This is a genomic window from Pseudomonas mandelii (assembly GCF_006438925.1).
Taxonomy (GTDB): domain Bacteria; phylum Pseudomonadota; class Gammaproteobacteria; order Pseudomonadales; family Pseudomonadaceae; genus Aquipseudomonas; species Aquipseudomonas mandelii_C.
In genome coordinates, this window is sequence record NZ_RCZA01000008.1 from 293,018 (window position 1) to 307,208 (window position 14,191).

Below are 14,191 nucleotides of genomic sequence, written 5' to 3' on the forward strand. Positions count from 1 at the left end.
GTGGCGTAGTGGCCAAAACAGGCTTACTCAGCGAGGTCCTGCTCCTCAATGGTGAAGGTGTGGTTGGTGAATACACAGATGTCGCCGGCGATGCCGAGGGCGGTTTCGACGATTTCCCGGGCCGACAGGTCGGTTTTCTTCAGCAGCGCGCTGGCGGCGGCCTGGGCGTAACCGCCGCCGGAACCCATGGCGATCAGACCTTCTTCAGGTTCGACCACGTCGCCGTTGCCGGTGATGATCAGAGAGGCGTCTTTGTTGGCGACCGCGAGCATGGCCTCGAGGCGGCTGAGGGAGCGGTCAGTGCGCCATTCTTTGGCGAGTTCGACAGCGGCGCGAACCAGGTGGCCCTGATGTTTCTCAAGCTGGCCTTCGAAACGCTCGAAGAGGGTGAAGGCGTCAGCGGTGGCCCCGGCAAAACCGGCGATCACCTGGCCGTGGTACAGGCGGCGAACTTTCTTCGCGTTGCCTTTCATCACGGTATTGCCGAGAGAAACCTGGCCGTCGCCGCCCATGACGACTTTGCCGTGGCGGCGAACTGAAACGATGGTGGTCAAGGGAGAGTCTCCACGCAGCGGGGCGAAAATGCCTTATGCCAACTCATATGGGGGTGGTGGAGCGTATTTCAACTGTAGGAAGGGAGAGGGGACGAGCGGTGCGAGGCGAGAAGGAGCTGCCGAAGGCTGCGATCTTTTGATCTTGCTCTTGATGATGGGTAAGACGGAACACCCTGCAAACCTTGAAAAGATCGCAGCCTGCGGCAGCTCCTACAGGATTCGTGTCTCCTGCGGGAGCTGCGGTGGCAGAGGGTTAGCGGCTTTGGCGTTGTTGTAACAACAAATTGCTGAACCCGCTGCCGGCCAGTTGTTTCTGGGCGGTGGTCAGTTGCTCGCGGTTGCTGAACGGTCCGACCAATACCCGATACCAGGTTTCGTCCTTCACGGTGCCGGATTCAACTGCCACAGCCTGACCGAGCAGGATGATCTGGGCCCGAACCTTGTCTGCATCAGCCTCCTTGCGGAACGAGCCGGCCTGCAGGAAGAACTTGGTCACTGGCGCCGCTTTGGACACCGGTGGGGCTGGCGGCGGGGTAATCCCGGCCAGTGCGGCCTGAGCCCGCGCGGTATCGATCTTCGCCGCTTGCTCTGGTGTGACCGGCGTTGTCGGAATGGCCGGCACTTGTGGCGTCGGCAGGGTTTTCTCCGGCACGGCATCCGGCGGCACGATCACTTCCGATTCCGGCAGCAACGTGTAGAAGTCGTACTTCGGCTTCACCGGTTGCGTCGGGCTCGGCGGGGTCTTGTTGGCCTCGACGATCTTGGCTTTCTGCTGCTCGATCTTCTCGCGCTTGACGCTCTCGCTGCCCTTGCCCGGTTCCAGCTTCATCAGGAACACAATAAACGCGCCGACCGTCAGGCCGATGGCCATCCACAGCCAGCCCGGGATCGGTTGCTTTGCAGGAGCTTGGTAACGGCTGGCGCCACGCTTGGGTGCTGGTTTTTTCTTGGCAGCCAACTTACATACGCTCCAGAGTTTCCAGACCCAAGAGTTCCAGGCCTTGCTTGAGAGTGCGACCGGTCAGCGCGGCGAGGCGCAGACGGCTCTGCATTTGCGCCGGGGTGTCGGCACCGAGGATCGGGCAGTTCTCGTAGAAGCTGGAGAACAGGCCGGCGACATCGTACAGGTAGGTGCACAGGATGTGCGGCGTGCCTTTGTCGGAAACGTTGTTCAGCACTTCGCCGAACTGCGCGAGCTTCGCCGCCAATTCGTGTTCGTGCGTGGCTTCGAGGACGATCTGGCCTTCGACTTCGCTGAAGTCCTTGCCGAGTTTGCGGAACACGCCGGCCACGCGGGTGTAGGCGTACAGCAGGTACGGCGCAGTGTTGCCTTCGAAATTCAGCATCAGGTCAAAGTTGAAGCTGTAGTCGCTGGTGCGGTGCTTGGACAGGTCGGCGTATTTCACCGCGCCAATGCCCACGACCTTGGCGATGTTGCGCAGTTCGTCTTCGGCAAGTGTAGGGTTCTTGTCCTTCACCAGGGTGTAGGCGCGTTCCTGAGCTTCGGTCAGCAGGTCGATCAGCTTCACGGTGCCGCCGTCACGGGTCTTGAACGGACGGCCATCGGCGCCGTTCATGGTGCCGAAGCCCATGTGTTCCATTTCCATCGGGTGCGTCACGAAACCGGCCAGGCGCGCGACCTGGAACACTTGCTGGAAGTGCAGGGCCTGACGCTGGTCGACGAAGTACAGCGCGCGATCAGCCTTCAGCTTGCCGCTACGATAACGCACGGCCGCCAGGTCGGTGGTGGCGTAGAGGTAACCGCCGTCAGCCTTGACGATGATCACCGGCAGCGGGTCGCCGTCGGCGTTCTTGAACTCGTCGAGGAACACGCACTGGGCGCCGTTGCTCTCGACCAGCAGGCCAGCGGCCTTGAGGTCGTTGACTACGTTGATCAGGTCGTCGTTGTAGGCGCTTTCGCCCATCACGTCGGCCATGGTCAGTTTGACGTTCAGCAGTTCGTAGATTTTCTGGCAGTGCGACAGCGAGATGTCCTTGAACTTGGTCCACAGCGCCAGGCAGTCCGGGTCGCCGGCTTGCAGCTTGACCACCAGGCCACGGGCGCGATCTGCGAACTCTTCGGATTCGTCGAAGCGCTGTTTGGCTGCACGGTAGAAGTTTTCCAGGTCCGACAACTCGTCGCTGGTGATCGGGTTTTCCTGCAGATACGCCATCAGCATGCCGAACTGGGTGCCCCAGTCGCCGACGTGGTTCTGACGGATCACTTCGTCGCCGAGGAATTCCAGTACGCGCGCCACGCCGTCGCCGATGATGGTCGAGCGCAAGTGGCCGACGTGCATCTCTTTGGCCAGGTTCGGTGCCGACAGGTCGACGACAGTGCGCTGCACCGGACCCGCCTTGCGCACGCCGATGTGGGCATCGGCCAGGGCGGCGTCCAGGCGAGTGGCCAGGGCCTGGGTGTTCTGGAAGAAGTTCAGGAAGCCGGGGCCGGCGATTTCGGTCTTGGTGACGTTTTCGTCAGCCGGCAGCGCGGCGATGATTTTCTCTGCCAGGTCGCGCGGCTTCATGCCGGCCGGTTTGGCCAGCATCATGGCGATGTTGCTGGCGAAGTCGCCGTGAGTCTTGTCACGGGAGTTTTCCACCTGGATCGCCGGCGACAGGCCTTCAGGCAACACACCTTCGTTGACGAGTTGGGTGATGGCTTGTTGGATCAGCTGGCGAATGGTGTCTTTCATGGTGTTCTCTTTCGACCGCAAGCGCGGCGGCGCCTGGATGCGCTAGTGGAAAAACTGGGCATTATCCGTTGCGAAGACGGGCTTGCCAACTATAGCGGGCAGGTTATGGATATGTGGTGACTAATCAACCACCTTCGCGAGCAGGCTCGCTCCCACATTGACCTGGTGAGCGCCGCAGATCCCCTGTGGGAGCGAGCCGGCTCCGGGCGGCGTTCCGACGAAAGCGATCTTCCAATCAATACAAATCGACCGGGTCCACATCCAGCGACCAGCGCACCGCCCGCCCACTCGGCATCTGCTCCAACACCAGCAGCCAGCTGCTTAATAGTCGATGCAGCGGCGCCCGGGCCGTCGCTTGCAGCAACAACTGCGCACGATAACGCCCGGCCCGGCGCTCCATCGGCGCCGGCACCGGCCCTAGCAGTTCAATCCCGGTCAGGTTCTGTTCGGCCAGCAAACGCTCGGCCTCGCTGCACGCCTCATCAAGAAAGCCTTCAGCTTGCCCCGGTTTGTGCGCTTCGGCCCGCAGCAGCGCCAAGTGCGCAAACGGCGGTAGGCCCGCCGAGCGACGTTCGCTCAACGCCTGTTCGGCAAAGGCGAAATAGCCCTGTTCAGTCAATTGCACCAGCAGCGGATGGTCGGCCAGGTGCGTCTGGATGATCACTTTGCCCGGCTCTTCAGCCCGGCCCGCGCGCCCGGCAACCTGGACGATCAGCTGCGCCATGCGCTCGCTGGCGCGGAAGTCGCCGGAAAACAGCCCGCCGTCGGCATCGAGAATCGACACCAGCGTCACCCGTGGAAAGTGGTGCCCTTTGGCAAGCATTTGCGTGCCGACCAGAATGCAGGGCTGGCCCTTCTGAATGGTCGCGAACAGCTGATTCATGGCGTCTTTACGCGAAGTGCTATCGCGGTCGACCCGCAGCACCGGGACGTCTGGAAACAAAATCCCCAATCGTTCTTCGGCGCGCTCGGTGCCGGCACCGACTGGTCGCAAATCGACCTTGCCGCACTTCGGGCAATGTCGAGGGACGCGTTCGACGTAGCCGCAATGGTGGCAGCGCAGTTCGCCGGAGCGCTGGTGCACGGTCATGCGCGCATCGCAGCGCTGACACTCGGACATCCAGCCGCAGTCGTGACACAGCAAGGTCGGCGCAAAACCGCGACGGTTGAGGAACACCAACACTTGTTGCCCAGCGGCCAGCGTCTGGCCGATGGCCTGCTGCATCGGCCCGGAAATGCCGCTGTCCAGTGGACGGCTTTTCACGTCCAGGCGCAGGAACCGCGGTTGTTTGGCGCCACCGGCACGCTCGTTCAAGCGTAAGAGTCCGTATCGACCGGTGTAGGCGTTGTGCAGGCTTTCCAGCGAAGGCGTGGCGGAGCCGAGGACAATCGGGATGTTTTCCTGGCGTGCGCGCACCAATGCCAGGTCGCGGGCGTGATAGCGCAGGCCTTCCTGCTGTTTATAGGAACCGTCGTGCTCTTCATCGATGATGATCAGGCCGGGGTTCTTCATCGGCGTGAACAGCGCGGAACGGGTGCCGATAATAATGTCGGCGTCACCGTCCCGGGCGGCGAGCCAGGCTTCGAGGCGCTCGCGATCGTTGACCGCCGAGTGGATCAGCGCGATGCGTGCATTGAAGCGCTGCTCGAAGCGCGCCAGGGTCTGCGGGCCGAGGTTGATCTCCGGGATCAGTACCAGCGCTTGCTTGCCAGCCTCGAGCGTTTCGCGGATCAGCTGCAAATAGACTTCGGTCTTGCCGCTGCCGGTGACGCCAGCCAGCAGGAACGCGTGATAACTGTCGAACCCTGCGCGAATCGCCTCATAGGCCGCACGCTGCTCCGGGTTGAGCGGCAATTCCGGCTGCGCCAGCCAGTGTTCGTGGCGGGCGTCGGGGGCGTGCTTGCGGATTTCGACTTGCACCAGATCCTTGGCCAGCAGCAAATCCAGGCTGTCCTTGCTCAGCATCAGTTTGCTCAACAACTGATGGGCGACGCCATGGGGATGTTGGGCCAGGGTCGCGAGGGCCTCCCGTTGACGCGGGGCGCGAGCGATGCGCGGGTCATCAAGGCTGGCGCCGGGCGCGGCGGACCAGAAGCGCTCCTGCCGTGCTTCGGCCAGTTCGCCTTGTCGCAACAGTACCGGTAGCGCCCAGCTCAAAGTGTCGCCGAGGCTGTGCTGGTAATACTGAGACGTCCACAGGCACAGTTTGAATAGCGCTGGTGGCAGGGGCGGCGTGGCATCGAGCAGGGCCAGGGCCGGCTTGAGCTTTTCTACCGGCACTTCGCTGTGATCGGTCACCTCCACCAGAATCCCGATCATCTCCCGTCGGCCGAACGGTACCCGCAGGCGCATGCCCGGCTGCAACTGGGCACGCAGGATCCCGGCCGGAGCACGGTAATCGAACAGGCGGCGCAGAGGCGAAGGCAGGGCGAGGCGCAAAATGGCGTCGGGCACGCGGGGGGATCTCGATAAACAGGAAATAAACAGCGGGGATGCCACCTGTGGGAGCGAGCCTGCTCGCGAAGAGGGCATATCAGTCAGCACTCACGTCATCTGATACACCGCTTTCGCGAGCAGGCTCGCTCCCACAGGGAGTATGCTTTGGGCCGGGAGCCTAGCAGACGACTGGTGTAAGCGACAGCTTGCGTGATTGCAAAGGTCTGGTAGAATCCGCGGCCTAATTATGTGCGGTATTCAACAATAGTGTTGAGTGGCGGCACACTAGCCTGAGGAATACACCATGAAAGCCGATATCCATCCAGCGTACGAAACCATCGAAGTAACTTGCAGCTGCGGCAACAAGTTCGAAACTCGTTCGAACCTGTGCAAGCCACTGGGTACTGACGTATGCAACGAGTGCCACCCGTTCTACACCGGTAAGCAGAAGACTCTGGATACTGGCGGCCGTGTACAGCGCTTCGCAGACCGTTTCGGTGCTTTCGGCAAGAAAGCTCCTGCTGCTGCAGAGTAAGGTTGCAAAGCCCCATGGGCTTTACCTTGCTGATGAAAAAGGCGTCCCTCGTGGGCGCCTTTTTTGTGTCTGCGATTTGGCTTTCCGGTGCCCAGGCCTTCTGCCCGGCGCCGAGCGGGCTGACACCCGTTGTGGTGCAACGGGTGGTGGATGGTGACACGCTGCGCCTGAGCGATGGCCGTAGCGTGCGCATGATCGGTTTGAATACGCCGGAGCTGGGCAAGAAAGGTCGCTCCGACGAGCCGTTCGCGGTGGCGGCACGCCAGCGCCTGAAAGCGCTGGTGGCTGCAAGCGACGGACGGGTCGGTTTATTGCCTGGTAAAGAAAGCAAAGACCATTACGGTCGCACCTTGGCTCATGTCTACAGCGCCGATGGCGCCAACCTTGAAGCGCAGATGCTCGCTGAAGGACTCGGTTTCCAGGTAGCGGTCGCGCCGAATGTCGATCTGGTCGACTGCCAGCAAGCGGCGGAACACAGCGCCCGTCAGGCCGGACTCGGGTTGTGGCGTCAATCCCCTGTACTGAAAGCGGAGCAGATCAACACGTCCGGTTTCGCTGTGCTCAGCGGTCGTGTGAGCAAGGTTCAGCGCAATCGCGGCGGGGTTTGGATCGAGTTGCAGGATTCGGTTGTACTGCGCGTTGCACCCAATTTGCTGGGGCAGTTCGATGTGGCGAATCTCGAGCGGCTGAAGGGCAGGCAGATCGAAGCCCGTGGCTGGGTGCTGGACCGTTCGCGGCGCGGCGGCCTGAAAGAAGGACAGGCACGCTGGCTTTTGCCATTGACCGACCCGGCGATGCTTCAGATGGCTCCGTGATAAAAAACTGTAGACATTTTTTATGCTGATTGTGAACAGTCTATCCCTTGTGTTCCGCGGCTCTTGGTCCAAAGTCGTAGGGCCGGGCGCTTGACAGGGGTGACTGGTCAGTCTTGTGAGGACTTTGCGAGGCGAGTATCCTCGGCGGTCCGTCTGTCCAACAGTAAAAAGCGGAATGCCCCTATGTCTGATCTGAAAACTGCCGCTCTCGAATATCACGCCCATCCCCGTCCAGGGAAGCTGAGTGTCGAGCTCACCAAGGCCACCGCTACCGCCCGCGATCTGTCGCTGGCCTACAGCCCCGGCGTAGCCGAACCAGTACGCGAAATCGCCCGCGATCCTGAACTGGCCTACAAATACACCGGCAAAGGCAACCTGGTTGCAGTCATTTCTGATGGCACCGCAATTCTTGGCCTGGGTAATCTCGGCCCGTTGGCTTCCAAGCCAGTGATGGAAGGTAAAGGCGTGCTGTTCAAGCGCTTCGCCGGCATCGACGTTTTCGACATCGAAGTCGACTCCGAAAGCCCGCAAGCCTTCATCGACACCGTCAAGCGCATCTCCATCACCTTTGGTGGCATCAACCTGGAAGACATCAAGGCACCTGAGTGCTTTGAGATCGAACGCGCTCTGATCGAGCAGTGCGACATTCCGGTATTCCACGATGACCAGCACGGCACCGCGATCGTTACTGCGGCCGGCATGATCAACGCCCTGGAAATCGCTGGCAAAACCCTCGCCGACGCCAAGATCGTCTGCCTGGGCGCCGGTGCTGCCGCCATCTCCTGCATGAAATTGCTGGTGAGCATGGGTGCCAACATCGAAAACATCTTCATGGTTGACCGTACCGGCGTGATCCACTCCGGCCGTGACGACCTGAACCAGTACAAGGCTGTTTTCGCTCACGCGACTGAAAAACGCACGCTGGCCGACGCCCTGAAAGGCGCGGACGTGTTCGTTGGCCTGTCCGGCCCGAACCTGCTGAGCGCTGAAGGCCTGAAATCCATGGCGGCCACCCCGATCGTGTTCGCGTGCTCCAACCCTGATCCGGAAATCGCCCCGGAGCTGGCTCACGCCACCCGTGACGACGTGATCATGGCCACCGGCCGTTCGGACTACCCGAACCAGGTCAACAACGTGCTGGGCTTCCCGTTCATCTTCCGCGGTGCCCTGGACGTTCGCGCCAAGCGCATCAACGAAGAAATGAAAGTGGCTGCGGCCAACGCCCTGCGTGAACTGGCCAAGCTGCCGGTTCCTCAGGAAGTGTGCGACGCCTACGGCGGCATCAAACTGGAATTCGGTCGTGAGTACATCATTCCGAAGCCAATGGATGCCCGTCTGATCACCGTGATCTCCGATGCCGTGGCCAAGGCTGCGATCGAGACCGGCGTAGCGACCCTGCCGTATCCGAAGAACTACCCGCTGAAAAGCGTGGATGACGTGTTCAACGGCTAAGTCGTTGTAGCGCTTCAACACAAAGCCCTGGCTCTTGCGAGTCGGGGTTTTTTTTTGCCTGCAGGTTTGTGGGTGACTGTGATGGCCTCTTCGCGAGCAGGCTCGCTCCCACATTTGACCGATGTGTACATGAATCCCGAGTACACCCAAATTCACTGTGGGAGCGAGCCTGCTCGCGAAGAGGCCGTCACAGGCGGTGTAGAAATTGCAGATACAAAAAAGCCCCGCTCTTCTTTCGAAGGCGGGGCTTTTTGCAGCTTCAGGCGATCAGAACAAATCGATCGGCGCCGCTTCATCCGCAGGCAGTGGGCTACCCGGCGCAGTGCCGTTGCCCAGCTCGTTCGCCGACGGTGGCGTGTCTTCGGCCTTGAACAGCTCGAAGTAAGCGCCTGGCGTGCCTGGGGTGGCTGCACGGCCGCTGACCGGGTCGACTCGCAGGCTGAGGATGCCTTCTGGCTCTGGCTGCGTATGGGGCGGCAGGCCTTTGAGTGCGGCGCCCATGTAGTTCATCCATATCGGCAGGGCGACGGTACCGCCGAACTCCTTGCGACCCAGGCTTTCAGGCTGGTCGAAACCGGTCCAGACAGTGGTCACATAATCGGCGTTGTACCCAGAGAACCAGGCGTCCTTGGACTCGTTGGTGGTACCGGTCTTGCCCGCAATGTCGCTGCGGCCCAAGGCCAGGGCGCGGCGGCCGGTGCCGAGTTTGATCACGTCCTCGAGCATGCTGTTGAGGATGAAAGTGGTGCGACCATCGACGATGCGCTCGGCCACGGCCGGCGTTTGTGGCGCTGGCTGGGCAGTCAGCGCTTCGCCCGGGGTTGCGTTGACGGTGAAGGCGTTGGCCGCGGCAGGGGCGGCGATGCCGTCGGTGGCGACGTTGCCTTTCGGGACGCTCGGCGGGTTGGCGACGAACAGCGTGTCGCCATTGCGGCTTTCGATCTTGTCGATGATGTAGGGGCTGATCTTGTAGCCTCCGTTGGCGAAGGTGCTCCAGCCGGTGGCGATTTCCATTGGTGTCAGCGTCGCGGTACCCAGGGCCAGGGACAGGTTGCGTGGCAGGTCCTGCTTGTTGAAGCCGAACTTGCTGATGTAGTCGATGGTGCGGTCGACGCCCAGCGCTTGCAGCAAGCGGATCGACACCAGGTTGCGCGACTTGTAGAGCGCCTCACGCATACGGATCGGGCCGAGGAACGTGTTGGTGTCGTTCTTTGGACGCCAGACCTTGTCCAGATACTCATCGACGAACACGATCGGTGCGTCGTTCACCAGGCTGGCGGCGGTGTAGCCGTTATCCAGCGCGGCACTGTAGACGAACGGCTTGAAGCTCGAACCCGGCTGGCGCTTGGCCTGCATGGCGCGGTTGTAGTTGCTCTGTTCAAAGGCGAAGCCGCCGACCAGGGAGCGAATGGCGCCGTTCTGCGGATCGAGGGAAACCAGTGCGCCTTGAGCCTGGGGGATCTGGCTGAATTTCAGCGAGTTGTCCGGCTGGCGTTGCACACGAATCAGGTCGCCGACCTGGGCGACGTCCGAAGGCTGCTTCGGATTGGCGCCCATGCTGTTGGTGTTGAGGAATGGGCGCGCCCATTTCATGCTATCCCAGCCGACGTGTTCGTCACCGGTACGGGTCATCACTTGCAGGCCCGTTTTGTCGACCTGGGTGACGATGGCGGGTTCAAGGCTGCTGATGGTGCGCTGCTTGGTCAGCTCGGTTGTCCAGGCCTCGCGAGTCTTGCCCGGCAGGCGCGACTCCGGGCCGCGATAACCATGACGCTGGTCGTAGGTCATCAAGCCTTCGTGGACCGCGGTGTTGGCCATTTCCTGCAGGTTGCTCGGCACCGTGGTGGTGACGCGGAAACCTTCGGTATAAGCGTCGCTGCCATAACGGCCGACCATTTCGGCGCGGGCCATTTCAGCGATGTACGGTGCATTCACTTCCGGGGTCGGCACGTGATAGCTGGCGTTCAGCGGCTCGTTGATCGCGGTGGTGTAGTCGGCTTCGGTGATTTTGCCGAGCTTGTACATGCGCCCAAGGATCCAGTCGCGGCGTTCCTTGCTGCGGGCCGGGTTGGCCAGCGGGTTGAAGCGCGAAGGGGCTTTTGGCAGACCGGCGATCATCGCCATCTGCGCCAGGCTGACATCACGAATCGACTTGCCGTAGTAAACCTGCGCGGCGGCCTCGATGCCGTAGGCGCGGTTACCCAGATAGATCTTGTTGACGTATAACTCAAGAATCTCGTCCTTGGTCAGCTGCCGTTCAATCTGCAGGGCCAGGAGGATTTCGGTGGTTTTGCGCGAGAAGCTACGTTCGCTGGTCAGGAAGAAGTTCTTGGCTACCTGCATGGTGATGGTGCTGCCGCCGGACTGAATGTGTCCGCTTTTCACCAACTGGGTGGCCGCGCGCATCAGGCTGCTGGGGTCGACACCGTAGTGATTGGCGAAGTTGTCGTCTTCAGCACTTAGTAACGCATTAATGAAATTGGGCGGAATATCGGCGAACCGGATCGGTGTGCGGCGCATTTCGCCAAATTCTGCGATCAGCTTGTTGTCGCTGCTATAGACCCGCAAAGGAATCTGCAACTGGATGCTTCTCAGAGCCTCCACGGATGGCAAACCCGGACTAAGGTAGAGAAAGGCGCCGCTAAGACCGAGGAGCAGTCCGCAGAAAACGGCGACGATGGACCAACCGAAAAATTTCAGCAGACGAATCAAGGCTTTTGGACATCCAGGGCAAAGAATGAATTTGGCATCAGGGTTCAGATAAACAGGGAACGACCCGCGCTTGAAGTAAAAACCGGAAAAAAACGCTGGGCATTATAAGCATTTTTCCGGCGAGGGCGTCATTTGCGCTGCTGTCAAGACGGGTGGTTTGAACGCAACGGCTATTACAGAGTCCGTAAGACACGGATAGTCATAGGGAATTGGTAGTGCTAGGACTCTTCAATAAAAAGGCCAATACGCTTCTGGGGATCGACATCAGCTCCACGTCGGTCAAGCTTCTGGAGCTAAGCCGCCAGGGCGACCGTTATCGGGTCGAGGCCTATGCGGTGGAACCTTTGCCCACCAACGCGGTGGTCGAGAAAAATATCGCCGAGCTCGAAGGCGTAGGGCAGGCACTCGCGCGCGTGCTCCTCAAGGCCAGGACCAACCTCAAGAACGTCGCCGTGGCCGTGGCCGGTTCGGCGGTGATTACCAAGACCATCGAGATGGACGCCGGTCTTTCCGACGATGAAATGGAAAACCAGCTGAAGATTGAAGCCGATCAATACATCCCTTATCCATTGGACGAAGTGGCCATCGATTTTGAGGTCCAGGGCGTTTCTGCGCGCAACCCCGAGCGAGTCAATGTGCTGCTGGCGGCTTGTCGCAAGGAAAACGTCGAGGTCCGGGAAGCGGCCCTGGCCCTGGCCGGCCTGACAGCACGCGTGGTCGACGTCGAGGCCTATGCGCTGGAGCGTTCCTACGGATTGCTGGCGAGCCAACTGGCTGCTTCTCAGGAGCGTCTGACGGTAGCGGTGGTCGATATCGGCGCCACCATGACCACTCTGAGCGTGCTTCACCAGGGGCGGATCATCTACACCCGCGAGCAATTGTTCGGCGGTCGTCAACTGACGGAGGAAATCCAGCGACGTTATGGCCTGACCGTTGAGCAGGCGGGGCTGGCGAAGAAACAGGGTGGTTTGCCGGACGATTACGTCAGTGAGGTGTTGCAGCCGTTTCGCGATGCCCTGGTGCAGCAGGTGTCGCGTTCGTTGCAGTTTTTCTTCGCCTCCGGTCAGTACAACTCGGTTGATCACATTCTGTTGGCCGGCGGTACCGCATCGGTCCCGGGGCTGGACCGGTTGATCGAGCAACGATTGGGTACGCCGACGCAGGTGGCCAACCCATTCTCCGACATGGCCCTGAGCAGCAAGGTCAACGCCGGTGCCCTGGCCAGCGATGCGCCGGCACTGATGATCGCCTGCGGGCTGGCCCTCAGGAGTTTCGACTGATGGCACGGATCAATCTTTTACCCTGGCGCGAAGAGCGGCGTGAAGCGCGCCGCAAACGCTTTTTGCTGGCGCTGGTCGCTGTGATGGTGGGGACCGTGGGCGCGGTGCTGATCGCGAACCAGGTCATCAGTGGCGCTATCGATCGGCAAGTGGCTCGTAACGATTACATCGGCAAACAGATTGCCGTGGTCGACGAGCGGATCAAACAGATCAGCGATTTGAAGGCTCGTCGCCAGCAACTGGTCGAGCGCATGCGCATCATTCAGGACCTGCAAGGCAACCGGCCGATCAGCGGGCGTATTTTCGATCAACTGGCGCGGACGCTGCCTGACGGCGTGTATTTCACTGAGGTGAAAATGGCCGGCAAGTCCTTGTCCATCACTGGAGCGGCGGAGTCCAACAATCGTGTGTCAGACCTGATGCGCAATCTGGATGCGTCCGACTGGTTTGATGCGCCCAGCCTCACGGAAGTCAAAGCGACGACCGCCGGTCAGCTGGATCAGACCAACGTCTTTCAGCTGACCGTTCGTCAGACTCAGCCCGCCGCTGCGGAGGGCGGCAAATGAGGCTGTCTGACTGGTTCGAAGGCCTGCGCAAGATCGACATCAATGACCTGGACACCAATAACATGGGCTCCTGGCCGCCAGCCATCAAGGCGCTGGCGGGTATCCTGCTCATGATTCTGGTGCTTTCACTGGGCTACAGTTTTTCCCTCAGCGACCTTCAGAGCCATCTCGAACTCAAGCGCGAGGAAGAGTCGACCCTCAAGGAGCAATTCGCCGACAAAGCCCGCATGGCGGCGAATCTGGAGCTGTATACGCAGCAGATGAAGGAAATGGAGAACTCCTTTGGCGTGCTGCTGCGGCAATTGCCCAGTGACACCGAAGTGCCCGGTCTGCTGGAGGACATCACTCGCACCGGCCTGGGCAGTGGCCTGGAGTTCGAAGAGATCAAACTGCTGCCGGAGAACACGCAGCAGTTCTACATCGAGCTGCCGATCCAGATCACCGTCACCGGTGCCTATCATGACCTGGCCGCCTTCGTCAGCGGCGTGGCCGGACTGCCCCGGATTGTCACCCTGCATGACTTCGACCTTGCGCCGGCCAACCCGGAAGGTGGCCCGAAGTTGCGCATGAGCATCCTTGCCAAGACCTACCGCTACAACGACAAGGGGCTGCAAAAATGAGCCCGATCCGTTGCTTTTCGATGGTTGTGTTGGTCGCCAGCCTGGCTGGTTGCGGCAGCGACAATGACTTCAGCGACCTGGATGCATACATGAACGAAATGCGTTTGCGTGCGCCCGGCAAGATTGAACCAACGCCGACATTTCGGTCTTACCCAACATTCACCTACAGTGCCGCCAACCTGCGAAGCCCGTTTTCCCGACAGATCAGAGTCGATCTGGCCGGCCAGAAACACGGCTCGCGCAACGTCAAACCTGACCCGAATCGGGTCAAGCAGTACCTCGAAGGTTTCAACATCGAGCAGTTTGAAATGGTCGGAACGATCGCCAATGCGACCGGCTCCTTTGCGCTGTTGCGCGGGGCGGGCGGGGTGCATCGGTTGAAAGTCGGCGATTACCTGGGGCGTAACGATGGGCGGATCGTCGCCATCAGTGGCTCGCAGGTCGATGTGGTCGAAATCGTTCCTGACGGCGAAGGCGCCTGGCTGGAGCGGCCGCGGACCATCCCTTTGAAAGAGCACTCATAG

General features: G+C 60.7%; 12 protein-coding genes. 7 read left to right on the forward strand and 5 right to left on the reverse strand.

Annotated features, from left to right (window positions below; all coding sequences use genetic code 11):
• Positions 1–23: 23 nt before the first annotated feature.
• From hslV to EAH74_RS20290, 4 genes are all read right to left on the reverse strand, one after another.
• Positions 24–554 (reverse strand): ATP-dependent protease subunit HslV, encoded by a 531-nt coding sequence (hslV, locus tag EAH74_RS20275; RefSeq protein ID WP_007899242.1) that lies wholly within the window; start codon positions 552–554, stop codon positions 24–26.
• Between the two features lie 253 nt (positions 555–807).
• Positions 808–1,512 carry an SPOR domain-containing protein gene (locus tag EAH74_RS20280; protein WP_033055354.1) on the reverse strand — a complete coding sequence of 235 codons (705 nt, stop codon included), beginning with the start codon at positions 1,510–1,512 and terminating at the stop codon, positions 808–810.
• Position 1,513: 1 nt separating this feature from the next.
• Positions 1,514–3,250, reverse strand: a complete 1,737-nt coding sequence (argS, locus tag EAH74_RS20285; RefSeq protein WP_140680653.1) for an arginine--tRNA ligase — start codon at positions 3,248–3,250, stop codon at positions 1,514–1,516.
• A 235-nt stretch (positions 3,251–3,485) separates the two neighbouring features.
• Entirely contained in the window at positions 3,486–5,705 is a 2,220-nt protein-coding gene (locus EAH74_RS20290) for a primosomal protein N' (protein ID WP_140680655.1), read from the reverse strand.
• A gap of 286 nt (positions 5,706–5,991) precedes the next feature.
• Between EAH74_RS20290 and rpmE the strand changes: the two genes are divergently transcribed.
• The 3 genes from rpmE (at position 5,992) to EAH74_RS20305 (ending at position 8,489) form a co-directional block, all read left to right on the forward strand.
• Positions 5,992–6,222 (forward strand): 50S ribosomal protein L31, encoded by a 231-nt coding sequence (gene rpmE / locus EAH74_RS20295; protein ID WP_008080648.1) that lies wholly within the window; start codon positions 5,992–5,994, stop codon positions 6,220–6,222.
• A 14-nt stretch (positions 6,223–6,236) separates the two neighbouring features.
• Entirely contained in the window at positions 6,237–7,037 is an 801-nt protein-coding gene (locus tag EAH74_RS20300; RefSeq protein ID WP_140680657.1) for a thermonuclease family protein, read from the forward strand.
• Positions 7,038–7,220: 183 nt separating this feature from the next.
• The gene (locus tag EAH74_RS20305) at positions 7,221–8,489 is read left to right on the forward strand and encodes a malic enzyme-like NAD(P)-binding protein (protein ID WP_123366945.1); all 1,269 of its coding nucleotides are present in this window, start codon (positions 7,221–7,223) and stop codon (positions 8,487–8,489) included.
• A 267-nt stretch (positions 8,490–8,756) separates the two neighbouring features.
• Here EAH74_RS20305 and EAH74_RS20310 read toward each other — a convergent pair whose 3' ends face one another.
• Positions 8,757–11,198, reverse strand: coding sequence for a penicillin-binding protein 1A (locus EAH74_RS20310; protein ID WP_430539790.1), 2,442 nt, complete (start codon positions 11,196–11,198; stop codon positions 8,757–8,759).
• Positions 11,199–11,416: 218 nt separating this feature from the next.
• Here EAH74_RS20310 and EAH74_RS20315 point away from each other — a divergent pair, with 218 nt between their 5' ends.
• Genes EAH74_RS20315 through EAH74_RS20330 form a run of 4 tightly spaced genes read left to right on the forward strand, consistent with a single transcriptional unit; the run spans position 11,417 to position 14,191 of the window.
• Positions 11,417–12,481 carry a pilus assembly protein PilM gene (locus tag EAH74_RS20315; protein ID WP_140680661.1) on the forward strand — a complete coding sequence of 355 codons (1,065 nt, stop codon included), beginning with the start codon at positions 11,417–11,419 and terminating at the stop codon, positions 12,479–12,481.
• On the forward strand, positions 12,481–13,047 hold the full coding sequence (locus EAH74_RS20320; protein ID WP_140680663.1) for a PilN domain-containing protein: 567 nt from the start codon (positions 12,481–12,483) through the stop codon (positions 13,045–13,047). Before EAH74_RS20315 ends, EAH74_RS20320 begins: the two co-directional genes overlap by 1 nt.
• Positions 13,044–13,667 (forward strand): type 4a pilus biogenesis protein PilO, encoded by a 624-nt coding sequence (gene pilO, locus EAH74_RS20325; protein WP_123366941.1) that lies wholly within the window; start codon positions 13,044–13,046, stop codon positions 13,665–13,667. The genes EAH74_RS20320 and pilO overlap by 4 nt, the downstream gene beginning before the upstream one ends.
• Entirely contained in the window at positions 13,664–14,191 is a 528-nt protein-coding gene (locus EAH74_RS20330) for a pilus assembly protein PilP (RefSeq protein ID WP_134101035.1), read from the forward strand. Before pilO ends, EAH74_RS20330 begins: the two co-directional genes overlap by 4 nt.